Origin of the sequence: Micrococcus sp. TCR-5, assembly GCF_052220525.1 — a bacterium.
Taxonomy (GTDB): Bacteria; Actinomycetota; Actinomycetes; order Actinomycetales; family Micrococcaceae; genus Micrococcus; species Micrococcus luteus.
On record NZ_JBQPDO010000014.1, the window covers coordinates 55,700 to 78,911 of the forward strand.

At 74.6% G+C, this 23,212-nt stretch carries 19 protein-coding genes and 1 pseudogene; 12 read left to right on the forward strand and 8 right to left on the reverse strand.

Annotated features, from left to right (window positions below):
- Nucleotides 1-53: 53 nt before the first annotated feature.
- Nucleotides 54-1,631 (forward strand): HAMP domain-containing sensor histidine kinase, encoded by a 1,578-nt coding sequence (locus tag ACTSKS_RS08955; protein ID WP_442927472.1) that lies wholly within the window; start codon nucleotides 54-56, stop codon nucleotides 1,629-1,631.
- Between the two features lie 140 nt (nucleotides 1,632-1,771).
- Nucleotides 1,772-2,197: a WGxxGxxG family protein gene (locus tag ACTSKS_RS08960; RefSeq protein ID WP_049158221.1), complete on the forward strand. Its 426-nt coding sequence runs from the start codon at nucleotides 1,772-1,774 to the stop codon at nucleotides 2,195-2,197.
- 94 nt (nucleotides 2,198-2,291) lie between these two features.
- Here the strand turns inward: ACTSKS_RS08960 and ACTSKS_RS08965 are convergent, their stop codons facing one another.
- Nucleotides 2,292-3,215 (reverse strand): ArgP/LysG family DNA-binding transcriptional regulator, encoded by a 924-nt coding sequence (locus ACTSKS_RS08965; RefSeq protein ID WP_081304920.1) that lies wholly within the window; start codon nucleotides 3,213-3,215, stop codon nucleotides 2,292-2,294.
- Between the two features lie 69 nt (nucleotides 3,216-3,284).
- On the opposite strand from ACTSKS_RS08965, the gene ACTSKS_RS08970 reads away from it, so the two are divergent.
- The 5 genes from ACTSKS_RS08970 (at nucleotide 3,285) to ACTSKS_RS08990 (ending at nucleotide 8,822) form a co-directional block, all read left to right on the forward strand.
- Nucleotides 3,285-4,115 (forward strand): LysE/ArgO family amino acid transporter, encoded by an 831-nt coding sequence (locus ACTSKS_RS08970; protein WP_223246372.1) that lies wholly within the window; start codon nucleotides 3,285-3,287, stop codon nucleotides 4,113-4,115.
- A gap of 25 nt (nucleotides 4,116-4,140) precedes the next feature.
- Nucleotides 4,141-4,611 carry an NUDIX hydrolase gene (locus ACTSKS_RS08975; protein ID WP_060775137.1) on the forward strand — a complete coding sequence of 157 codons (471 nt, stop codon included), beginning with the start codon at nucleotides 4,141-4,143 and terminating at the stop codon, nucleotides 4,609-4,611.
- Between the two features lie 58 nt (nucleotides 4,612-4,669).
- Nucleotides 4,670-6,553, forward strand: a complete 1,884-nt coding sequence (locus ACTSKS_RS08980) for an ABC transporter transmembrane domain-containing protein (protein ID WP_206480727.1) — start codon at nucleotides 4,670-4,672, stop codon at nucleotides 6,551-6,553.
- A 183-nt stretch (nucleotides 6,554-6,736) separates the two neighbouring features.
- Entirely contained in the window at nucleotides 6,737-7,726 is a 990-nt protein-coding gene (locus ACTSKS_RS08985) for a hypothetical protein (protein WP_442927473.1), read from the forward strand.
- Between the two features lie 118 nt (nucleotides 7,727-7,844).
- Nucleotides 7,845-8,822: a bile acid:sodium symporter family protein gene (locus ACTSKS_RS08990; RefSeq protein ID WP_036382369.1), complete on the forward strand. Its 978-nt coding sequence runs from the start codon at nucleotides 7,845-7,847 to the stop codon at nucleotides 8,820-8,822.
- A 15-nt stretch (nucleotides 8,823-8,837) separates the two neighbouring features.
- Here ACTSKS_RS08990 and ACTSKS_RS08995 read toward each other — a convergent pair whose 3' ends face one another.
- The gene (locus tag ACTSKS_RS08995) at nucleotides 8,838-9,698 is read right to left on the reverse strand and encodes a VOC family protein (RefSeq protein WP_036382371.1); all 861 of its coding nucleotides are present in this window, start codon (nucleotides 9,696-9,698) and stop codon (nucleotides 8,838-8,840) included.
- A gap of 119 nt (nucleotides 9,699-9,817) precedes the next feature.
- Nucleotides 9,818-10,297, reverse strand: a pseudogene (locus ACTSKS_RS09000) (ABC transporter ATP-binding protein); the annotation flags it as partial.
- Nucleotides 10,298-10,589: 292 nt separating this feature from the next.
- Here ACTSKS_RS09000 and ACTSKS_RS09005 point away from each other — a divergent pair.
- Complete coding sequence (locus ACTSKS_RS09005; RefSeq protein ID WP_442927474.1) at nucleotides 10,590-11,039, forward strand: SbtR family transcriptional regulator; 450 nt, start codon at nucleotides 10,590-10,592, stop codon at nucleotides 11,037-11,039.
- A gap of 13 nt (nucleotides 11,040-11,052) precedes the next feature.
- On the opposite strand, the gene ACTSKS_RS09010 is transcribed toward ACTSKS_RS09005, so the two are convergent.
- From ACTSKS_RS09010 to ACTSKS_RS09025, 4 genes are all read right to left on the reverse strand, one after another.
- Nucleotides 11,053-11,319, reverse strand: a complete 267-nt coding sequence (locus tag ACTSKS_RS09010) for a hypothetical protein (protein WP_044659312.1) — start codon at nucleotides 11,317-11,319, stop codon at nucleotides 11,053-11,055.
- Between the two features lie 357 nt (nucleotides 11,320-11,676).
- Nucleotides 11,677-12,369 carry a response regulator gene (locus ACTSKS_RS09015; protein ID WP_020625618.1) on the reverse strand — a complete coding sequence of 231 codons (693 nt, stop codon included), beginning with the start codon at nucleotides 12,367-12,369 and terminating at the stop codon, nucleotides 11,677-11,679.
- 38 nt (nucleotides 12,370-12,407) lie between these two features.
- Entirely contained in the window at nucleotides 12,408-13,745 is a 1,338-nt protein-coding gene (locus tag ACTSKS_RS09020) for a sensor histidine kinase (RefSeq protein ID WP_442927475.1), read from the reverse strand.
- A 65-nt stretch (nucleotides 13,746-13,810) separates the two neighbouring features.
- A complete protein-coding gene (locus tag ACTSKS_RS09025) occupies nucleotides 13,811-14,962 on the reverse strand; it encodes a nitronate monooxygenase (protein WP_144786612.1) in 1,152 nt (383 codons plus the stop codon).
- Between the two features lie 81 nt (nucleotides 14,963-15,043).
- On the opposite strand from ACTSKS_RS09025, the gene ACTSKS_RS09030 reads away from it, so the two are divergent.
- From ACTSKS_RS09030 to ACTSKS_RS09040, 3 genes are all read left to right on the forward strand, one after another.
- Nucleotides 15,044-16,498 carry an L-lactate permease gene (locus ACTSKS_RS09030; protein ID WP_217565234.1) on the forward strand — a complete coding sequence of 485 codons (1,455 nt, stop codon included), beginning with the start codon at nucleotides 15,044-15,046 and terminating at the stop codon, nucleotides 16,496-16,498.
- A 287-nt stretch (nucleotides 16,499-16,785) separates the two neighbouring features.
- Nucleotides 16,786-17,451, forward strand: coding sequence for a response regulator transcription factor (locus ACTSKS_RS09035; RefSeq protein ID WP_036382382.1), 666 nt, complete (start codon nucleotides 16,786-16,788; stop codon nucleotides 17,449-17,451).
- Nucleotides 17,448-18,797 carry a sensor histidine kinase gene (locus tag ACTSKS_RS09040; RefSeq protein WP_020623969.1) on the forward strand — a complete coding sequence of 450 codons (1,350 nt, stop codon included), beginning with the start codon at nucleotides 17,448-17,450 and terminating at the stop codon, nucleotides 18,795-18,797. The genes ACTSKS_RS09035 and ACTSKS_RS09040 overlap by 4 nt, the downstream gene beginning before the upstream one ends.
- 128 nt (nucleotides 18,798-18,925) lie before the next feature.
- On the opposite strand, the gene ACTSKS_RS09045 is transcribed toward ACTSKS_RS09040, so the two are convergent.
- Nucleotides 18,926-22,303 (reverse strand): beta-phosphoglucomutase family hydrolase, encoded by a 3,378-nt coding sequence (locus tag ACTSKS_RS09045; RefSeq protein ID WP_020628176.1) that lies wholly within the window; start codon nucleotides 22,301-22,303, stop codon nucleotides 18,926-18,928.
- 286 nt (nucleotides 22,304-22,589) lie between these two features.
- Between ACTSKS_RS09045 and ACTSKS_RS09050 the strand changes: the two genes are divergently transcribed.
- Nucleotides 22,590-23,180, forward strand: a complete 591-nt coding sequence (locus tag ACTSKS_RS09050) for a hypothetical protein (RefSeq protein WP_036316210.1) — start codon at nucleotides 22,590-22,592, stop codon at nucleotides 23,178-23,180.
- Nucleotides 23,181-23,212 lie beyond the last annotated feature (32 nt).

Genomic DNA, 23,212 nt, shown 5'->3' on the forward strand with positions numbered 1-23,212 from the left:
CGCGACCCACGTCGCTGGCCCGACGCATCGGCGCCGGCGTCCTTCTGATCCTGGTGGCCACCATCCTGGCCTACTCGTTCTTCGCGGCCGGCATCACGAAGGCCCTGCTGGCCGAATCCGCCTCCCGGGACGCCTCCGAAGCGTGGATCCGCGCCTCGGAGCAGCTGACGGCCCCCTCGCCGGGCGGAGGGGACGACGTCGGCCCCGGGGAGGGGTACCTGCGCGCGCCAGGCACCCTCGGCCAGCCCGAGGGCACGGTGGTCGCGCTCGTCCCGCTCTCCGGTCTGGAGGAGCATCGGCAGGACGCCCTCACCGGGCACCGGGTCGGTGACGCCGGGCAGTCCGTGCCGCTCACGGTGCGGGAGGCCCACGACCTTCTGCGCGCCGTCCGGGACCGGCCGGGTGGGCCGATGCTCGACGCCGTCGTCGGCGGTGTCGGCTATCGCGTCCAGGCCCAACTGCTGAGCGCGCCGGGCCCCTGGGTGGCCGCGGACCAGGTGCTCGTGGTGGGGGCGCCGACGGGCGCCATGTCCGACGTCGCGCGCCAGGCGCTGGTCGCGGTCGCCGTCGGACTGTCCGTCACCGTCCTCACCACCGCGATCCTGGTGACCCTGTGGCTGCGTCGGGGCCTGGCCCCGCTGCGCGAGGTCGCCGCCGTCGCCGAGCGGGTCGCCCAGGCGGACATGGCCCACGCCGGGCTCGATCCGGAGGACTCACGCATGCCGCCTCGGCTCCTGCAGGGGCCGGACGAGGTGGCCGTCGTCGCCCAGGCGCTCGACCGTTTCACCGGCTCGGTCGAGGCGGCCCTGGAGCAGCGCCGCGTGCAGGAGCAGCACATGCGCCGGTTCATGGCGGACGCCTCCCACGAGCTGCGCACGCCGCTCGCCTCGGTGCGCGGTTACGCCGAGATGATCGCGATGACGGAGGAGCTCTCCGCGACCGGCCGGCGGTCGCTCGGCCGGGTGCTGTTCCAGGCCGACCGGATGGCCGCCCTCGTGGACGACATGCTCCTGCTCGAACGGCTCGAGTCCGTCTCGCGCGGCCGGGCCATGGGCCTGGAGCCCTCCGGGGAGGTGGCGCTGGCCGAACAGGTGGACCTGTCCGAGGTGGTCCTCGAGGGCGTGATGGACGCCCGCGCGGCGTGGCCGGACCACACGTGGGTGGTGGACCTGCCCGAGGGGGCGGAGCCGGGCACCCAGCGGTCCGTCACCGGCGACCGGTCGCAGCTGGCCCGCGTGGTCGGCAACCTGCTCTCCAACGCGGCCAAGCACACCCCCGTCGGGACCACCGTCACGGCCTCCGTGCGGCAGGACCAGCCCCGGCCCGGCTTCATGCTCGTCAGCGTCCACGACGACGGCGGCGGCATCCCGGCCGACCGGCACGCCAGCCTCTTCCACCGCTTCGTCCGCGGCCCCGGGAAAGGCCGGTCGAGCGCCCCGGGCACGGAGCCGTCCACGGGTCTGGGTCTGGCCATCGTGCGCTCGATCGCGCGCAGCCATGGCGGGGACGTGACCGTGGCGTCCGAGGACGGATGGACGCGCTTCGACGTCGTCGTGCCCTGCACCCCGGGGCGCGCCGGGCCGGGGGCTGCGGGCTCCTGCTGCGGCCCCGCCCGAGCCGACCGGCCCTGACCCCGGGACGGCAACCGTTGACGGGCCCCCACCCTCCTGTGCGTACGGTGCTCGTGCATGACCCAGAAAGGGTCGTCCGGGACCTCCGGTCGATCCCCCGACGCCGGTCGGCGCAGGCCACCGGTGAGAGGAGCACGATCATGACTGACATCCGCCGCACCGCCACCGCCCTGACCCTCGGCGCCGCCGTCGTCACCGGCCTCGGCGCCCCCGCCGCCGTCGCGCAGACCACGGCCCCGGCCACCGAGACCGCCACCACGGCGCCGGCCTCTCAGTCGCCCGCCCCCCAGGAGGAGGAGAGGGACGACAACGGCAACTGGGGCCTGTGGGGCCTGGCCGGTCTGCTGGGCCTGGCGGGCCTGGCCGGTCGCCGCAAGCGTGAGGTGCACGCCGAGCCCGTGCGCCGCGACCACCACGTGGCCGGCGCGCACCGTGACCATGACGTGCACCGCGTGGACGACCGCGCCGGCGACGTGCGCACCGAGGGCGTGGACGCCCGCCGCCACGAGGCCGACGGCACCCTGGGCGACGCCACCCGCCGCCCGGGCACCGGCGACGCCCGCTGACCCGACCCCGGCCGCCCCGAGCGGCCCGTGACCGCGACCCCCGCCCCTGAGGCGGGGGTCGCGGCGCGTTCGGAGCGGGTCTCGAATGCGCTCCTCAGTCCGCGGCGTCCCCCGCCGAGGGCGCAGCACGAAGCACCGCGTCGGTGAGCCGGTCCAGGGCTGCGGTCCCGGCCGTCCAGCGCTGCCAGTGCAGGTCCACGTCGACCGCGCCGAGGGCCGGGATCGGCTCGAGATCGGGGTGGCGGCCCTCGAGCACGCCCGGCGGGATCTGCACCGAGGGGAGCATGCCCCAGCCCAGCCCGAGCTCCACCGCCCGCAGATAGGAGTGCACGGAGGGCACGAGGTGGGTCGGCGGGTCGGCCACGGGCCGGCCGCGGGTGACGCGGCGCAGCACCGTGTGCTGCAGGCCGTCGCGGGGGCCGTAGTCCACGATCGGCAGCGTGCCGAAGTCGACCCGGCCCCGCGCGTCGCGGTGCAGCTCCAGCAGGAAGGACGCGCACACCGCGTGATAGCGCATCGTGCCCAGCGGGGTGGAGCTGCACCCGGCCACGGGCGTGGGGTCGTCCGTCACGGCGGCCACGACCGCGCCGTCCCGCAGCAGGACGGCGGTGTGCTCCTGGTCCTCGGACTGCATCTGCAGGACGACGTCGTCCCACGTCGCCGCCTCGCGCAGCACGGGCTCCCACCACGTGTCGAGGGAGTCCGCGTTGAGGGCCACGCGCAGCGGCACGCGTCCTCCGTCGCCGCGGCCGAGCGCGGCGAGCGCCTCGTCCTCGAGTGCGAGGGTCTGCCGGGCGAGACGGAGCAGGCGCTCTCCCGCCGCGGTCGGCCGGACGGGGACGGTGCGGGCCAGGAGCACCTGGCCCACCTGCCGCTCGAGGGCCTTGATCCGCTGCGAGAAGGCCGAGCCGGAGATCCGCAGGGAGTCCGCGGCGGCGTCGAAGGTGCCGTGGTCGACGGCCGCGACGAGGGCGCGCAGGTGGTCGGAGTTCATGCGGTCCAGGGTAGGGGTGGTCATGAAGGATGTCTTCAGATCTTGAAGAAGATAGCGATGGCACGGACGTGGGACGGCTCCTATCCTCGCTCGGTGACCATCTTCGCCACCGGATTCCTGACCTACCTCGCCCTCATCGTCGCCATCGGCGCGCAGACCCTGTTCCTGCTGCGCCAGATCGTCCGGCGCGACCGCGTGTGGACCGTCCTGACGGTGTGCTTCGTGGCCGATGTGGCGCTGCTCGTGCTCGGCGCCGGCGGCGTGGGCGTGGTGGCCGAACGCTGGCCGTGGCTCGTTCCCGCGCTGACCGTGGCCGGCGTGGTCTACCTCCTCGCGTTCGCCGTGGGCGCGCTGCGCTCCGCCTGGCGCGGGGACCGGACCCTCACCACCGCGGCCGCGGACGTCGAGGGGACCGGGCACGGCCCTGACCGCATCGACCTCGCGGTCCTCACCGGCGAGCTGCCGCTGATCGACCCGGCGACCGGCCGCCTGGCCGATCGCGAGCCGGCCGGGGCCGGCGTCGGGCATCACGACGACGGCGCGCCCGGCGTCGGCGCCCCCTCGGGCAGCGGGTCGGTGGCGGTGCGGCAGCGCGTGCAGCCGCGCCGCGTGGCGCTGGACCGCCCGCAGACGCCGCTGCCGCGGATCATCCTGCTGGCGCTGTCCGTCTCCCTGGTGAACCCGCACGCCATCCTCGACACCGTGGTCATGATGGGCACCTTCGCACAGACGTTCGGGGCGGCGAAGTGGGCGTACGTGGGCGGCGCGGTGGCGGCCTCGCTCGTGTGGTTCACCGGGCTCGGCTGGGGCGGCACGAAGCTCGCCCCGTCCATGGACTCGGCGCGGACGTGGCGGATCGTGGACGCCGTGGTGGGCGTGCTCATGCTGGGAATCGCCGTGAAGGTGGGGCTCACGCTCCTCTGAGCCGCGCGGGGAGGATGATGGGAGCATGAGTCCTTCCCCCTCCGACTCCGCCCGCACACCGACCGTCGCGGCCGGGGAGGTCATCCGCGTCTCCGCCGTCGTGCTGGCCCGCCCGGACCGCCGCGTGCTGACAGTCCGCAAGGCCGGCACCGCCATGTTCATGTTCCCCGGCGGCAAGCACCTGCCCGGCGAGGCCCCCGTGGACACCGCCGTCCGCGAGGTGGCCGAGGAGACCGGGCTGCGCCTGCGCCCGGACGAGCTGACCCGCCTCGGCGCGTGGGACACCGCCGCCGCCAACGAGCCCGGCGCCGCCCTGCACTCGGAGGTGTTCGCGCTGTGGCGGCCCGTCGCCCGGCACGAGGTCCCCGAGCCGACGGATGAGATCGTCGAGCTGCACTGGATGGACCCCGCCGCCCCGGCCGCACCGGGCGGGCACGGCGTGGCCCCGCTGCTGCACCCCGTGCTGGCCGCCGTCGCCGCAGCGCCCCCGTTCTGACCTCCAGGCGGGCCGACCGGCCCGCGCTGATGTCCGCACCGGCCACTAGCCTGGCCCGGTGACGTCGCTGCTCCGCATCCTGCGCTTCGCGCCCCAGCTCCACCGCCTCTACCTCGGCATCGCCGTCAGCTCCGTGCTGGCCGCGGTGCTGGCCCTGGCCACCCCGTTCCTCATCGGCGCGGCCACGGACCGGATCGTCGCCGCCGTCGCGGGGGAGACCGACGTGGCCGAGGCCGTCACCGCGGTGACCTGGCTGGCGGTCGCGTTCCTCGCCGTCGAGGTGGCGACCACCCTGGTGGTGAGCGTGGGCGGCTACTGGGGCGACGTGATGGCCGCGCGCATGCGCACCATCCTCTCCACGCGGTACTTCGAGCAGCTGCTGCACCTGCCCCAGCGGTACTTCGACACCGCGATCACCGGGCGGGTCGTCAACCGGTTGAACCGCACCATCAACGAGCTCACCCAGTTCCTGCAGTTCTTCGCGAACAACGCGTTCACCATGCTCATCACCACCGCCGCGGTGCTCGTGATCACGGCGTTCTACTGGTGGCCGCTGGCGATCCTGCTGGCCGTCGTCTTCCCCGTGTACATGTGGCTCACCGCGCGGACCTCCGCGAAGTGGCAGGTGTGGGAGGGGGAGAAGAACACGGAGGTGGACATCGCCTCGGGGCGGTTCGCCGAGGTGGTCTCGCAGATGTCCGTCGTGCGGGCCTACAACCGGCAGGACCACGAGCTCGCCGGGTTCCGCGACCGGTTCCTGCGGACCGTGGGGATCACCCGCCAGCAGTCCCGGTTCTGGCACGGCATGGACGCCGGGCGCCGGCTCGCCCTCAACGTGGCCTTCGGCGCGATGTACCTGATCGTGTTCGTCCGCACCGCGCAGGGCCTGTTCTCCGTGGGCGACATGGTGATCCTCCTGCAGCTGATGAACATGGCCCGGCAGCCGATCTTCTCCATGAGCTTCCTCGTGGACTCCGCCCAGCGCGCCGTCGCCGGGTCGAAGGACTACTTCGAGGTGCTCGCCGAGGAGCGTGAGCGGGCCGGCGGTGCGGCACTCGCGGTGGCGAGCGCGAGTGCGGAGTCGGCGGGTGCGGAGGCGCCGCGCGCGCCGGCGGAGCCGCGGGCCGACGTCGTGCCGGGTGCGCCGGACGTCCCCGCGGACGTGCCGGCCGTGCGCTTCGACGACGTCTCCTTCGCCTACGACGCCGACGCCTCCCGCCCCGTGCTGGACCGCGTGTCCTTCGACATCCCGCAGGGTGCCAGGGTGGCGCTCGTGGGCGAGTCGGGCGGCGGGAAGTCGACCATCGCGCACCTGCTGCTGGGGCTGTACCCGGTGACGAGCGGACGCATCGAGGTGTTCGGACAGGACGTCGCCGGGCTGGACCTGGCCACGCTGCGCGGGCGGATCGCCACCGTGTTCCAGGAGCCGAGCCTGTTCTCCGGGACGGTGCGCGAGAACATCGCCTACGCGGACCCCGACGCCTCCGACGAACGCGTCCGGGCCGCCGCCGAGGCCGCGTACGCGCACCGGTTCGTGGAGGCGTTCGACGACGGCTACGAACAGGTGATCGGCGAGCGCGGGCTGCGGCTGTCCGGCGGGCAGAAGCAGCGGATCGCGGTGGCGCGGGCCGTGCTGAAGGACGCGCCGATCCTCGTGCTGGACGAGGCCACCTCCGCGCTGGACACGAAGTCCGAACGGCTCGTGCAGGCGGCCCTCGAGGACCTGATGGTGGGACGGTCGAGCCTGATCGTGGCGCACCGGTTGAGCACGATCGCGTCCGTCGACCGGATCGTCACGCTGCGCGGCGGGCAGGTGCAGGAGATCGGGACCCCGGCCGAGCTGGCCGAGTCCGGCGGGATCTACGCGCAGCTGCTCGAGCTGCAGAGGGCCGGCACCCAGGAGGCCCGGAAGATGCTGAAGGAGTACGGGCTCAGCGGGTGATCCCGGAATCTTCTGCGGATCCGACCCTTCTGGGCGCCGCGCGGCGGCCCGGAAGGGTCAGATGTGCAACGGATTCCCCGCGCGCGGCAGGACGCCCACGACGACGTCGCCCCGACTCCGCCGCATGGCCTGTGGACAACCCGACCCGCCGGCGTCGGGAGCGAGCAGGATCGGGCCCTGCGCGTGCCCGGACCCTTCCCCGCCCACCTCCAGGACGCCCCGTTCACGCGGGCGCAGGCGCTGGCCGCCGGGGTGTCCGGGTCGCGGCTGCGCAGCCGGGACGTCGAACGCGTCGCGCACGGCCACTACCGCTGGATCGGCCCCGTCACCGGGGCGACGCCGCCCGCGCGTCCCCTCGCCACCGAGCTGTCCCGGCTGCAGGACCTGGCGGCGATGCGTCCCGACGTCGTGGTGACCGGAGAGTCCGTGGCCCGGTTGCTGGGCTGGCCCCTCCCGGACGACGTGAAGGCCCGGGTGCGTCCTACCGTCCTGCGGTCCCGCACCCGCCGGGTGCTACGGGAGCCCGGCGTGCGCACCCGGCTCGTGGACCTGGACCGCGTCCTCGTGCGGAGGGACCGGCTGCACGGGCTGCGATGGACCTCGCACGCCGACACCTGGTTCCACCTGGCCACCGTCCTGGACCGAGACGCGCTCGTGGCGGTCGGAGATCGGCTGGCACGGGAGGACGAACGGCGGGGGAAGGTCGCGCTGGCCACCCGCCGGGAGCTCGGCGCCGCGCTCGAGCGGCACACCGGCGAGGCCGGGATCGTGCGGGCGCGGGAGGCGCTCGCGCTCGTGCGCACCGGTTCCGACTCCCCGGCCGAGACCGAACTGCGCCTGGCGCTGATGGCCGCGGGGCTGCCCGAGCCGGACCTGCAGATCGAGCTCTGGGACCCGGACTACTCGCTGTGGCACCCCGCCAGCGCGGACCTCGGCTACCGGCGGTGGCGGATCGCGATCCACTACGAGGGCAAGACCCACGACGGCGCCGCGCAGGTCGGCAAGGACACCCGCCGGGACGCGGTGTTCCTGCGTCAGGGCTGGCTCAACATCCGGGTGGCGGGGACGGACCGGTGGCGGGGATTCGTCGAGACGGCGGGGCTGGTGCGGGCCGCGATCGCGGAGCGTGGCGGTCTCGACGCCGGTGGCGCGGAGGATCGTCTGCGGAACTGACCCTTCTGGGGCGGGAGCGGACGTCCAGAAGGGTCAGGGGCGCAGAAGATTCCGGAAGGCCGACGACGGCGCCGCGTCACGCGACGACGCACCGCGGTCGCGCTCCTACCATGACGGGATGACCGCACCGGATCCCGCCCCCACCGACGCCCGCCGCGCGGAAGACCGCTCCGCACGCATCGCCGTCACCGTCTTCCCGCTGCTGGTGCTCGCCGCCGCGCTCGTGGGCTTCCTCGCCCCGACCGCCGCGAAGACGCTGCTGCCCCAGGTCAACCTGTTCCTCGGGATCATCATGTTCGGCATGGGCCTGACGCTGACCCTTCCGGACTTCGGCCTCGTCGCCCGCCGGCCGCTGCCCGTGCTGCTGGGCGTGGTGGCGCAGTACGCGATCATGCCGCTGCTGGGGCTCGGCGTCGCCGTCGTGCTCCAGCTGCCGCCCGAGCTCGCGGCGGGCGTGATCCTCGTGGGCTCGGCCCCGGGCGGCACGTCCTCGAACGTGGTCAGCTACCTCGCCCGCGCCGACACCGCCCTCTCCGTGGCCATGACCTCCGTGTCCACGCTCCTGGCCCCGCTGCTCACGCCGTTGCTCACCCTGTGGCTGGCCGGCCAGTACATGGCCGTCGACGGCGGCGCCATGGCGAAGTCCATCGTGAACATCGTGCTCCTGCCGGTCCTGGGCGGACTCGTCGTGCGCCTGCTGCTGCGCCGCGTCGTCGACCGCGTGCTGCCCGCCCTGCCGTGGGTCTCGGTGGTGTTCATCGCGCTGGTGGTGGCCGCCGTCGTCGGCAACAGCGCCTCCCGCGTGCTGTCGGCGGGCCTGCTGGTGTTCGCAGCGGTGGTGCTGCACAACGGGCTCGGCTACCTGCTCGGCTACGGCGCGGCGAAGCTGTTCCGGCTGCCCACGCCCGTGGCGCGCACGGTCTCGATCGAGGTCGGCATGCAGAACTCGGGCCTGGCCGCGGGCCTCGCCGCGCAGTACATCTCGCCGGCGGCAGCCCTGCCGGGCGCCGTGTTCTCGATCTGGCATAACCTCTCCGGGGCCGTGCTCGCGATGGCCTACCGCCGTTCCGACGGCCGGCGCGCCGCGCAGGAGTGAGGGCCGCGGCGCAGGTCAGCCCTGCGCGGGCGGCTCGTTGATTTGGAACGTGGCCCCGGCGGGGTCCTGCACGGTGGTGACGCGGCCGAACGGGGAGTCCTGGGGGCCGTCCAGGACCGTGCCGCCGTGCTCGCGGATCACCTCGAGCGCGCGGTCCGTGTCCGCGACGGCGATGTACATGCGCCAGTACCCCACCGCGTTCGGCGGCAGCCAGGCCCGCGCGTCGCACAGGCCCGCGGTCGCGCGGTCGAACGGGTGGTTCGTCGCGTAGCGGGGGCCGTCGTGGGCCGCGTCCTCGGCGTCGGCCGCGGTCTGCGTGTCCTCCGGGGCGCCGTCGTCCCCCAGCGGGGTGGGCTGCCAGCCGGCCACGGCGCGGTAGAACTCGGCGGACTCGTCGAAGCGGGTCGTCATGAGCTCGAACCACACGGAGGTGCCGGGGGTGAGCGGCAGGTCATGGCCGGCCAAGGTGCCGGACTGCCAGAAGCCCACCACCTCGTGGCCCGGGCCCTCGGCCATGGCCATCACACCGAGGTCGCCGACGGGCATGGCGTCCACGAGCACGGCGCCGCCGTTCTCCCGCACGGCGGTGAGGGTGGCGTCCATGTCCTGTGTGCGCAGGTACACGGTCCACGCGGCGGGCGGGGCGTCCTCGCCGGTCATCTGCGAGAGCTGGTCGGCGTCCATGGCGCCGCCCACGGAGGCGCCGTCCTTGGTGATCATGCGGTAGTGGCCGAACTCCTCGCCGGAGTCGGTGAAGGACCAGCCGAAGAGGGCCTCGTAGAAGGCCTGCTGGCGGGCGAAGTCGGGGGCGGTGTAGTCGATCCAGGCGGGGGAGCCGGCGGGGGCGGCAGGGGCAGCGAGGAGGGTCTCGCTCATGCGGCTCAGCGTAGGGCGCGCCCGGGACCCCGTCACGAGGTCTCGGGCGCGTCGCCGGGGCCGCGGACCGGCGCCGAGCTGTGGGGCGCGGCTCGCACGCACCGCGCCCCGCCTGCTCACACCTCGGTGGAGGTGGCGGTGTCCAGGTTGCCGGTGGGCTCGTCCCCGAACACGACGCCCGGTCGGGTGAGCAGGGCGCGGGCGACGGCGACGCGCTGCTGCTGACCGCCCGAGAGCTCGTGCGGGCGGTGGCGCAGGCGGGTCAGGGCGGTGTCGTCCAGTCCTGTGATCTCCGTGCCGCCGATCCTCACGGAGCCCGAGGTCCGCGCGTCCAGCCCGGCCAGGCAGTGCAGGAGCGTCGACTTGCCCGACCCCGAGGGCCCCATGATCGCGGTGAACGCGCCCGAGGCGAAGTCCACGTCCACCCCGCGCAGGGCGTGCACCTGCGCGTCACCGCGCCCGTAGGCGCGGGTGAGGCCGCGGGCGCAGACGGCGGGCGCCGTCGTCGTGGTGGCGGACGACGACGGCGTGCCCGGCCCCGGCGCGACGGGGCCGGGGGTCGTGGGGGAGAAGGGGTGTGCGGGGGAAGAGGTGTCCATGGCGGCCACTCTCCCGCGCGGACCCGGCGGGGCGGATCGGAGGAGGGGACCACCTCCGCGGGCGGCGGGTCATGCCCGGGGATGAGGCGGGCCGGCGAGGCGTGGACCCGAGGGCGTCAGGTCCCCGCCGCCGGGCGGTGCGGGGTGGAGTGGGATGATGGGGACATGAGAGCCGACGCCCGCGCCAACCGCCAGGACCTGCTGGCGGCCGCCGGCCGTCTCATCGCCACCCAGGGGGCGGCGATGTCCCTGCGCGGGGTGGCGCAGGAGGCCGGGGTCGGCGTGGGGACGCTTGTACCGGCACTTCCCCACGCGTCGGGATCTGCTGGACGCCGTGCTCGAGGACGTCGTGGCCCGCACCGGGGGGATCCTGCAGGCCTTCCTCGACGGGGTGGGCGGGGACGGGCACGGCGGTGGGACCGAGGCGCGGTGGCGGAGGCTCGCGGAGGACCTGGGGGCCGTGAACCTGGCCTCGCTCGCGGCGGCCCGGGACGACTTCGACCCCGCCGACCGGCCGCCCGAGGCCCTCATCGCCGAGGCCGAGCGTGTGATCCTCGAGCTCGCGGACCAGGTGGTGGCCGAGGCGCGGCGGGCCGGGCTCGTGGGCCCGGACGTGACCGGGGCGGACTACCTGTTCGGCCTGCTCATGGTCACCCGGTCGCCGGAGTGCGCGCTGCTGGGCCACGGCCCGGACCAGCGGCGCTGGCTGCTGGACACGTACCTGCGCGGCCTGCGGCCCTGAGGGCGCAGCCGGGTCAGTCGCCCGGGGCGTCGTCCTCCAGGACGGGGCGGGCGGTGGCCCACGCGACGGCGCCGGCGAGCAGGCCGGCGCCCGCGGTGAGTGCCAGGCGGAGCAGCCCCTCGACGCCCGTGAACAGGCTCAGGCCCAGCATCACGACGGCGGCCGTCACCAGTGCGACGAAGAAGGCCACGCATTCGCTGTCCCGCTGCGCCCGCTCGGCGGCTGGGTCGGAGGCGCGGGACGTCGTCGGGGCGGGGTGGTCCAGGATGCTGCCGGTCATGGTGCCTCTCCTCCAGTGCGCGTCGGGCCGGGGCGGCCGTCGGCGCGTGCACCCCGGCGGCGGACCCGCTGCGGGGCCTGCGTCCAGCATCGCGGAGGCGGTGGGCGCACCGGCAGGGCCATGAGGATGAACCTCGGGGCGTCCGACTCATACCCAAGTATGACCTGTGATTGTGCTGGCAGGTGCCTGGGGAGTGGCTCAGGGAAGGGCCCCGCCGCCCCGGCCGACCGCCGAGGCCGGCCGTTGAGGCCCGCAGACACGCCGCTACGACGACGGCGTAGCGGCGTGTCTGCGGGCCTCGACGAGGGGTGGGGCAGGGGCTAGGGCGGGGGCTGCAGGGCGTGCCGGAACGGCGGGTCAGAACTGCACGAGGCCCGCGCGGTGGGCGATGAGCACGGCCTGCACGCGGTCGCGGGCGCCGAGCTTGGCCAGCACCCGGCCGACGTGCGTCTTCACCGTGGCCTCGGAGAGCACGAGCTCGGCGGCGATCTCCAGATTCGCGGCGCCCTGCGCCATGAGCACCAGCACCTCGTGCTCGCGCGGGGTCAGCGACGCCACGGCCGCCTGCTGCTCCTCGCACTCGGCGCTGCGGACCTGGTCCGAGCGCAGACGCGGGGCCATGTGCGTCAGGAGCCGGCGCGTCGTGGACGGGGCGATCACGGCGTCGCCCCGGTGCACCGTGCGGATCGCGGCGAGCAGCTCCTCGGGCGGGGCGTCCTTGAGCAGGAAGCCGCTGGCGCCCGCCTCGATCGCGTCGAAGGCGTACTCGTCCAGGTCGAAGGTGGTCAGCACCACGACGCGCGGGGCGTCCGGCCGGCGCAGCAGCGCGCGGGTGGCCTCGATGCCGTCCATCTCCGGCATGCGCACGTCCATCAGCACGACGTCGGCGCCCGCCACGGACACCGACGCCACCGCCTCGCGCCCGCTGCCCGCCTCCGCCACGACCGTCAGGTCCGGCTGCGAGTCCACGAGCATGGCCAGCCCGGACCGGATCAACGCCTGGTCGTCCACCAGGGCCACGCGGACGGGGGCGGTCTCCTCGGAGCTCATGGGGTCATCCTCTCAAGTCGGGCGGGGGCGGCCACCCCTCACACCGCCGAGTACGGCAGGTGGGCGGACACGCGGTACCCGGTCCCGACGCGCGGCCCCGTCTCGAGCGTCCCGCCGAACAGGGCCGCCCGCTCGGCGGCCCCCCGCAGACCCTGGCCGCTTCCCCGGGTGGCGGGGTCGGCGGCGGCGCCGCAGCCGTCGTCGTCGATCTGCAGGTCCAGGCCGCGCGCCGTCCAGGCGAGCGTGGCGAACGCGTCCGCGTCCGGCCCGCCGTGGCGCAGCGTGTTGGTGAGCGCCTCCTGCACGATCCGGTACGCGGCCAGCTCGCCGCCCGCCGGCAGCGCACGGCGGGGCGTGCCGGTCTCCAGCAGGGACACCTCGAGTCCGGACAGCCGCATCGTCTCCACGAGCGCGGGCAGGTCCGCGAGCCGCGGCTGGGGTCGGCGGCCCGGGGGCAGGCGGGCGCCGCGGCCGTCGGGGGAGGCGTCGGCGGCGGGCCGCCGGGCGTCGTCGTCCGTCACGCCGGGCACCCCGGCCACGGTCTCGCCGGTCTCGCGGAGCACGCCGAGCAGCTGGCGCATGTCCGCGAGCGCGGAGCGGCCGGTCTGGCCGATGGTCTCGAGCGCGGTGACCGCGAGCGCGGGCTTGGCGGCGGCGGCGTACCGGGCGCCGTCGGCCTGGGAGATGATCACCTGCAGGGAGTGGGCGACGATGTCGTGCATCTCCCGGGCGATGTGGCTGCGCTCGTCGGCGGCGGCGAGCTCGCGCTCCTGCCGGGACTGCACCTCGAGGCGGTGGGCGCGGTCCTCGAGGGCGCGCACGGTGAGGCGGCGGTTGCGCACGACGTCGCCGAACGCCCACGCGGTGAGCACCATGAGCCCGCAGCCGATCGCCATGATGACCATGGCCAGCGGCTCCGCGGGGGAGCGGACGGTGAGGCCGTCGGGGGTGACGAACTGCGCCGGGAACAGCCACACCTTCACCCCGTTGGCCACGCCGCCGACCAGCCCCGTGAGGAGCCCGGCCACGGAGATGCTCCGGGGCGCGTTCGCGGCGAGGTTGTAGACGGTGAGCGGCACCATCAGCAGGGACAGGCTGAACTCGGGCCCGGCGAGCAGGTGCAGGACGGCCGCGGCCGTCACGACGGCGGCCGAGGCCACCGGGCGCACCCGGCGCACGGCCCACGGCAGGACCATGCCGGCCCCGGCCAGGAGGGAGACGGCCGTCTGCCGGCCCTGGGGGTCCGGGGCGACCATCGGCCCGAGCGCGATCCACGGCAGCGCCACGAGCACGGTGAACAGTGCCGCGGCGGCCATCACGTCGGTGCGCACGGGGTGCAGGCGCGTCCACTGGTCGAGGCGGCGCAGGGGGTTCACGCGGGCCAGCCTAGGCCGCAGGCCGAGGGGCCGGCGTCAGTCCGCGGGATGATCCGGGACGGTCCTCAGGGCGCGAGGGAGGCGAGGACGTCGGCGGCCGGCGCCTCACGGACCCGGTGCGCCTCGGTGCCGGCCCACAGGTGGACGCGTTCGAGGTCGCCGACGGCCGCGGCGGCGGCGCGCAGCCCCTTCGTCAGGACGTTGACCTCGGGGTACGCGGCGGGGGCGTCCGGGTGCTCCGCCATGAACGCGGTGGCCAGCGACCGCGCCCACCGCCCCGTGTAGGCGCGGGTCAGGGCGGTGCGGGCCCGGCCGTCGTCGGCGGAGAAGCGTGTCCCGGCCGCACACGCCGCGACGGCGGCCCGGTGCGCCGCCGAGGTGCCTGCCTCCGGGGTGAGGAGGAACGCGGTGCCGGCCGCGACGACGTCCGCGCCGGCGGTGAGCAGGGCGCGCACGTCCTCGGCGGTGCCCACGCCGCCCGCGGCCACCACGGGTACGGCGCTCGCGGCCCCCGTCCCGACGACGTCGCGCACCGCCGCCAGCACCGTCGGCATCTCGGCGCGGGTCGGCTCCGCGGCCGGGTCCGACGTGCCCCGGTGCCCGCCGGCGCGGTGGCCCTGCACCACGAGGAACGCGGCCCCGTGGTCGAGGGCGGCCCGCGCCTCGGTCGCGTCCGTCACGGTGGCTCCGGCCGGGATGCCCGCGGCGGCCAGCCGGGCGAACACGTCGGCGGCCGGCAGGCCGAACGTGAAGGAGACCAGCGGCCACGCCTGCTCCTCGGCGGCGGTGAGCAGGGCGTCGAAGTCGGCCCGTTCGGCGTCCGGGTCCGGGACGACGTCCGCGGCGGTGGGCAGGCCGGCGGCGCCGTCGGCCGTCAGGCCCGCCCGGTACGCGGCGACGGCCGCCGTCCGCGCCGACCGTGCGGCCGCGGTGCGTGCGGCGGCGGGGATCGCCGTGTTCACCGCGTCCGGGACGAACAGGTTCACGCCCCAGCGGTCCGGCCCCTCCGCGCCCAGCAGCGCGCGCAGCGCGTCCACCTGCGCGCGCATCTGCACGGCCGTCCGCATGCCGCCGGCGAGGAACCCGCCGCCGCCGGCGCCCACGACGGCGGCCACCAGCTCCGGGGTCGAGGGGCCGCCGGCCATCGGGGCCACCGCCACGGGCACGGGCGGGATCAGGCGGGCGCGGGTGACGTCGGGGTGGGATGGCTGCGTCATGACCCCCAGAGTAAGGGGAGGGGTGTCGGCCCCACCCCGCGCCTACAGTGGGGCGCAGTACACGAGGAGAGGGGGTGCGCCGTGGAGGTGCTGCTCGCGCTCTCACCCATCCTGCTCACCCTCGTGCTGCTGCTCACCCGGCTGCCCGCGTGGGTGGCCCCGGCCGCCGGGACGGCCGTGGCCGTGCTGCTGGCCCTCACGGTCTTCGGCGTGGCCCCGGGCGACCTGGGCGGCGCGGTCGGCGCCGGCGTGCCCACGCTGCTCGAGATCCTGGCGATCATCGCCGGCGGTATCACCCTGTCCCGCGTCATGGAGTACTCGGGCGGGCACGCGCGCCTGGCCGCGTGGCTGTCGGCGGGCAACGGCCCCACGATCGCGACCGCGCTGCTCATGGTGCACGGCGTCATCCCGTTCCTCGAGACCGTGACCGGGTTCGGCGTCTCCCTGATCGTGGGTGTGCCGCTGCTGCTGGGTCTGGGCTACACGGCGTTCCGGTCCGCGCTGATCTCCGTCCTCGCGCTCACCATCGGCCCGTGGGGGTCCATGGCGCCGGGCACGCTCATGGGCGCCCGCCTGTTCGGCCTGGACTTCCGGGAGATCGGGGTCACCGCCGCGGTGTTCAACCTGCCGGCCTGCCTGGTGGCGGGCGTGGCCACGGTGCTGCTGCTGCGCGGGGCGCGCGGCATGCGAGTCGACGTCGGCCCGGCCCGGACACTGCCCTGGCTCGGCGTCGCCGTGCTCTCCGGGGTCGCCCAGTGGGCGCTGATCCTGGGGGCGAACCTCGTGGTCGGCACCGCGCCGGCGGGCGCCGTCGCCACGTTCGTGCTCACCGTGGCCTGGCTGCTCGTGATCCGCGGCGGCCGGCTGCTGCCCGGGCCGGGGCGGGACGTGGTGCCGTACCTGACGCTCATGGCCGGCACCGTGCTGGGCACCACCGTGAAGGGCGCGTTCGGGCTCGAGGGGGCGGCGGCCCTCGTGGGGACGCCGGCGCTGTGGGCGTTCGTGGCGGTGGGCGTGGGCGTGCAGCTGCTCCACCTCGACGCCGCCGCCCGCCGCCGCGTCCCCCGCGAGGCCGGGAAGCTGTGGGTGGGCACCGCCATCCCCAACGCGCTCTACGTGGCGTTCGGGCTCATCCTCTCCGCCGGCGGGGTCTCGCAGGCGCTCGCGGGCGCACTCAGCGGGATGGGGGAGTCCTACCTGGTGGCGATGCCGTTCCTCGGCGCGTTCGCCGGCTTCATCACGGCCTCGAACACCGGGGCCATGGCCCTGATCGGCCCCCTGCAGATGGACACGGGCGCCGCCCTGGGCGTCCCCCCGCCCTGGTCCAACGGCCTGCACAACGCGGCCGCCGGCTGGGGCATCGTCGCCGGGCCCGCCCGCATCCAGGTGGCCCACGGCATGGCCGCGGGGGCGCAGTCGCCGCACATGCCCGGCTGGGCCGTGACGCGGCGGAACCTGTTCGTGGTGCTGCTGCCGGCCATGCTCGCCGGGATCCTCGGCATGGCCGTGATGGGCTGGTTCCTGCTGCCGCGGTGACGCGCGGGGGGTGGAGCGGGGCCCGGGTGGGGCGGCCCGGTTCCTTGGGCGGAAGCGGCAGGCCAGAGCGTTCCGTGGGCAGAAGTGCCCTCTCTTCTGCCCACGGAGGCGACGGGGTTGTGGGTTCTGCCCACGGAGGCGACGGGGTTGTGGGTTCTGCCCACGGAGGCGCCGGGACTGCGGTGGCCGGCCGGGCGCGGGAGCCGGCCCGGTCCGCCCCGAGGCGGGGGCCGACGTCGACCTTCGGCGGACGCGCGGCGGCCTGTGCGCCGCCTAGGCTGGACGCCATGATCCGAGTAGTCGTGGCCGACGACCAGGCGTTGATGCGCACCGCCCTCGAGCACTTCGTGGCCCAGGCCGAGGACCTCGAGGTGGTCGGCTCCGCCGAGGACGGGGTCCAGGCCCTCGAGGCGGCCCGCACGCTGGCCCCCGACGTCGTGCTGATGGACATGCAGATGCCCCGCATGGACGGCGTCGAGGCCACCGCGCGCATCTCCGCCGAGGCCCCGGGCGTGCGCGTCCTGGCGATCACCACCTTCTCCTCCGAGCAGTACCTCGTGCCCGCCCTGCGCGCCGGCGCCGCCGGCTACCTCGTGAAGGACGCACCGCCGGCCGAGGTCGTGGACGCCATCCGCCGCGTCCACGCCGGGGACGCCGTGTTCTCCGCCCGCGTGGCCGCGGACCTGGTGGAGGCCGTCACCGCGGCCCCCGAGCACGCCGACCCCTGCCCGGCCGAGCCCCTCGCCCCGCACGAGCGCCTCACCGAGCGCGAGCTGGACGTGGTCCGCGAGCTCGCCAAGGGCGCCTCCAACGCGGAGATCGCCGGCGCCCTGTTCCTCGCGGAGGCCACGGTGAAGTCCCACATCGGCAAGGTCCTGGACAAGTGGCAGGTCCGTGACCGCGTGCAGATCCTCATCCGCGCCGCCCGCGCGGGCCTCGTGGACATCGGATGAGCATCGCGGCGCCCGCCCCGGCTCGGACGACGACGGCGACGTCGCGCCCGCCCGCCGAGTCTCCCCTGGACTCCCGCCTGCCCGCGATCCTGCGCACGGAACCCGTCTCCCGGCACATGCGGATCGTCCTCTACGTGATCGTCGGGCTCATGGTGCTGGGGGAGATCCTCACCCTGGTGCTGGGGCCCACGGTGGCCGCCGGGCTGAGCGCTGACCCCGAACTCGCGGGCATCCTCGAGGAGGACGGCGGGCTGACGGGTGAGGGGCGGGAGCCGCTCCTGCGCTGGGTCCTGTTCTTGGCGAGCGTGCTGGTCACGCTGCTGTTCGGGTGGCAGCCCACCCTCGCGGCGGTGTTCGTGCTGCTCGGGAGCACGTTCGGTCTGGTGGGCCTCGTGGAGGCGGACCACGCGCACCTCACCCCGCAGGCGTTCAGTGGCGGGGTCGTCCTGGGCGCGGCCATGGTGACGCGGTACTCGCACCGGGTGTTCGTCTGGTTCGCCCTGGGCGCCCTCATCCTGCTCACCGTCGCGGGCGAGGTCCTCACCGACGGCACGTGGGCGGACGAGGACAGCCTCAAGGGCGTCATGGTCATCACGCTCATCGTCGCGCTGTGCGTGGCGGTGCCGGCCTTCATGATCCGCCGATCCCGGCATCGGGCCCGGGACCGCGAGGCGGCCCTGCGCCGGGCCGAGGAGGCCGCCGCCTGCGCCGCGGAGGCGGAGCGGCAGCGGATCGCGGCGGAGCTGCACGACGTCGTCGCGCACGGGCTCACCGTGATCTCGATGCAGGCCGCCATGCTGCCCACCCAGAGGGACCCGGACAAACGGGCCGCCGCGGAGAAGGCCATCGAGGAGGCCGCCCGGCAGTCCCTCGTGGACCTGCGCCGCATGCTCACCGCGCTGCGCGGCTCCTCCCGCAACGCGCAGACGGCGGAGGGGGACGCCGTCGTGGACCTGCCGGCCCGCCTCGACGAGTTCGAGGCCCAGCTGCACGCGGCCGGGTTCGCGGTCGAGCGCTCGCTGACCGAGCTGGACGAGCTGCCGCGCTCCCTGGAGCTGACCGTGCTGCGTGTGGTGCAGGAGTCGGTGACGAACATCCTCAAGCACGCCCCGCGCCGCGGCACGGTGCGCCTGACCTCGCAGCTCGAGGGCGCGGACCGCCTCGTGCTGTGCATCGCCAGCCCCATGGACGAGGGCGAGCCCCGCCGCGACCGCGTGGTGGTCGCGATGGCCAGCGGCTTCGGCCTGGCCGGCATGCGCGAGCGCGTGGCCGTGTTCGGCGGCACCCTCACGGCCGGCCCGCTGGGCGGCTGCTGGGTGGTCCGCGCCGAGCTGCCGCTGCGCTGAGCCGGGGCGGCAGCCGCGTCCTCCCGCGTCCTCCCGCGTCCGGGGGCGAAAGTGGGCGGTATCCGCGCGGGATACCGCCCACTTTCGCCCCCAAAGGGACGGGGTGGGGTGGCCGACGACGGCGGCCCTCAGCCCAGCGGGACCGTCAGCTTCTCGCCGGGGGACAGGGTGTGCTCGCGGCCGGCGATGATCATCGGCACGTCGTGCCACATGCCCTCGCCCGCGGCCACCGTCACCTCCCGCTGGGTCATCTGGATGACCACGGGCTGCTGGCGGAACCGGATGGTGAACCGGGCGCCGGGCAGCTGGGCGGGCATGCGGGGGTGCAGCCGGACGACGTCGTCGCGCGTCTCGAGGCCCGCGTAGCAGCGGATCACCGTGTCCACGGTGCCCGCCATCAGGCCCAGGTGGATGCCCTCCTTGGTGGTGCCGCCCTGCGTGTCCGAGAGGTCCGACTCGAGGGCCTCCGTGAACAGGTCCCACGAGCGGTCCGGGTCCGTGCGGGCCGCCACCCACGCGTGCACCAGGCGGGAGAGCGTGGAACCGTGCGTCGAGCGGGCCTCGTAGTACGTGACCATCCGCTCGAACGCCTCCTGCGGCAGCTCGTAGCCCATGCGGCGCAGGATCCGGTCCAGCTCCTCGGAGGAGAACAGGTAGCCGAGCATGAGGGTGTCGGCCTGCTTGGAGAGCTTGTACCGGTTGGTGGCGTCGCCCTCGGCCTGCAGGATCAGGTCCATGCGGCCGATGTTCCCGTACTTGGCGCGGTAGGCCTCCCAGTCGAACTCGAGCAGGTCCTGGTAGCCCTCGAACTGGGCGAGGATGCCGGCCTCCTCGCCCTCCTCGAAGAACGGCACGGTCAGGCGGGTGCTGACCTCCTCCCAGCGCTCGATCTCCTCCTCGGAGATCTCCATGAGCTCGGGCAGGCCGTCGTCGATCGTGTCCAGCCAGCGGACCAGGCGGGCGGTCTCCGCGAGCACCCACGAGGTCAGCACGTTCGTGTACGCGTTGTTGCGCAGGCCGGAGCCGGGGGTCTCGGGATAGCCGTCGTGGAACTCGTCCGGGCCCATGACGCCGTGGATCTCGTAGCGGTCCGTGACGGCGTTGTGCAGGGTCATGGACATGAAGAACCGGGAGATCTCCACGAGCATCTCCGCGCCGTAGTCCGAGATGAAGGACGTGTCCTTCGTGATCTCGATGTACCGCAGCACCGAGTAGGCGATGTCCAGGGAGACGTGCCGCTGGTTGTGGGAGTTGTCCGGCATCCACATGCGCGAGCGCGGGTTCCACAGCTCGGTGGGCGTCTCCTCGGAGCCGTCCGCCCCGGACTGCCACGGGTACATGGCACCGGCCCAGCCCTCGGCCTGGGCGTTGGCGCGGGCCTCGTTGAGACGCCGGTAGCGGTACATCAGCAGGCCCCGGGTGATCTCGGGGCGGCGCAGCGTGAGCATCGGGTAGACGTAGATCTCGTCCCAGAAGATGTGGCCGCGGTAGCCCTCGCCGTGCAGGCCGCGTGCCCCCACGGAGGCGTCCAGGTCCCGGCGGCGGCCGTAGGCCGTCTGGAGCACGTGGAACGTGTGCAGGTTCAGGGCGAGCTGCTGGCGCAGCGACGCGCCGTCCTTGCCCATCGGGACCGCGGACCCCACCGGGGCCGAGTGGCCGGCGTCGACGACGGGCGGCGCGTATTCGCCGCCGGCCTCCGCCGCCGTGGAGCGGCGCTGATGCCGGTACGGCTCGGCCAGGTCGATGCGCACGGAGAACCGGTCCCAGTTGGTGCCCCAGCGCTGCTCGTGCAGGGTCAGCAGGTTGCGGAAGTTCTGGGCGCGCTGGACGTCCTTCACCGCCGACTCCCACACGGAGGCGTTGGCGTGGTCGTGGCTCGTGGCGACGGCGGCGATCTTCTCCAGCACGAGCGGCACGCCCTCGTCCACGTGGAGGAGGATGTCCTGGCCGACCACCAGGTCCGAGCCGTCCACGGGGCGGCGGATGGGCTCGTGGTGGCCCACCGGCGCCACCTGGCGGGTGCGGGTGGCCACGGCCACGTGGATGCCGGACTGGTTGGTGGCGGTCTCGAGCAGGACGGTCTCGCCGTCGATCTCCCGGGCCTGGACCGGCTCGAGGTGCTGGTTGGCGAGGGTGCGGTCGTCGGAGACGTTGAGGTTGGCCACGCGGCCCTCGATCTTCGAGCGCACCGTGAGGTCCCCGGACCAGTTCTCCGCCACCACGGTCAGCTCGATCGCGGCGAGGTGCCGGTTGGCCAGCGAGGTGAACTGCCGGGTGTGGACCGTGGTGCGCCGGCCCTGCTCGTCCTCGAAGGTCATGGTGCGGGAGAGCACGCCGCGGCGCAGGTCCATCTCCTGGCCGTACTCCACGAGGTTCTCCTCGCCCGGCAGCAGCGGGCGGCCGTGGCGCGGGGTCACCACGAGCGGGGTCCAGTCCTGGATGTTGACCATGTGCTCGGTCTCCACGACCCGGCCCTGGACCATCGAGGTCAGCCGGTTGAACACCCCGGCCATGTAGGTGCCGGGGTAGTGGACGGAGGAGATGCGCGTGCCGGGCACAGCGCCGCGGGTGCCCCAGTACCCGTTGGCCAGGGTGCACAGCACCTCGCGTGTGCCCTCGGAGGCCGGGTCGAAGCGGTCCCAGCGCAGCACCCACGCGGGGTCGAACGGGGTGGTGGTGCGGTCCTCCAGATGCAGGGTCCCGTAGTCCTGGACCACCAGGTGGGCGCCGGCCTCCTTGAGCCGGCCCTTGCCGAGATCGGGCTCGCGGTCCACGCCGATCACGAGGCCGAAGCGGCCGTCCGCGGCGGCCTTCACACCGGAGACGGCGTCCTCGAGGACCATCGCGTCCGCGACGTCGACGCCCAGCTCCCGGGCGGCCTCCCAGAACATCGCCGGGTCCGGCTTGCCCGGCAGCCCGCGCTCGAGGGCGGTGTTCCCGTCCACGATCACGGGGAAGAAGTCCAGCACGCCGCCGGCCGTGAGCACGGCGCGGGAGTTCTTGGAGCTGGTGACCAGTGCGACCGGCACGCCCTTGGCCCGCAGCCGCTCGAGCAGGTCCTGGGCCTCCGGGAACACGCGGACGCCGTCGCGTTCGAGGACCTGCTCGAAGTAGCCCTGCTTGCGCTCGGCGAGGGCGAGGACCGTCAGCTCCGGGGCCGCGTCCGCCTCGGGGGCGTCGGCCTCCGGGACGTGCAGGCCGCGGGAGGCGAAGAACGTGCGGACCCCGTCCTCGCGGGGGCGTCCGTCCACGTGGTGCAGGTAGTCGGCGGCGGCGTCGAAGGGACGCAGCACGTCCGGGTCCGCGGCGACGACGGCGGCGTTGGCGGGCAGCGCGCCCACGGCGGGCAGCGCCCCGTCGAAGAGCTCCTTCCACGCCTGCGCGTGCACGCCGGCGGTGTCCGTGATGACCCCGTCCATGTCGAAGATGACGGCGCGGTAGCGGCGGAGCCGGTGACGGCGGGCGTTCAGGTCCTGCGGAGCGGCGGGGGTGAGCGTCTGCGACATGGGAACCAGCCTACGGGCGGGGAAGTGGGGCCGCACGGGGAGTGCCGCGGCGATGGTCACCGCAGCGAGCGCGCCGTCGTTCCGGCCGACCGCACCGCAGCGACATCACAGCGGTTCTCAGCTGCGGTGATGTCGCTGCGGCGCGGTGGGTTCCGGGAATAGGGTCGTGCCGACGGGGCGGACGTGTGCCCCCGCGCGCCGGAAGCGTGGCCCGGGAACGAGCAGGACACACTCGGCGGAGATGGCCGGGGGGCGAAGGGCTCATGAACTGGATGATGAGCAAGTGATGGATGCGAAGCCGACGCGGTTGCGGAAGAAGGCGACGCGGGAGGAGATCCTGGCGAGTCTGCCGGTGCAGGCGCGGGTGCGTCCGGCGCGGTGGTTGCTCCTGTGGCTGATCGTCGTGGTGTGCATCGCGGTGTTCGTGTGGGTGATCTTCCGGCCGCCGGAGGATGTCTCGGCCGGGTTCGGGGTGTGGCGTGTGGCGTCGTTCATCGGGTTGGCGCTGGCGTTGGCGGTGCTTCCCGCCGCGACGATGGGTCTGTTCCGGCCTCGGCATGTCACGTTCGATGAGCGACGGGTGTGGACGCGGGACTGGTCCGTGGACTGGGCGGACGTGAAGGAAGTCCGTGCTGTGGCGCCAGAGTCGGAGCACACGATGAAGGTGGCGCTCAAGGTGGACGAGCGGCTGTGGAACGAGGGTGGTCTGCGCAAGGCCAACCGGTGGGACTCGGGACGGCCGTTGCAGGGTGGCGGGTTGACCCGTGCGCAACCGCTCGTGCTCACGCAACCCGCGCTCGCGCCGTCGGCTCTGACGCTGCTGCAGGTCTTCGTCGAGTTGAAGAAGCGGAACCGTCGGGCGGGGAGCCCGCGGTGACGCGCCCCGGCTTCCGTCACCGCCGGGTCAGC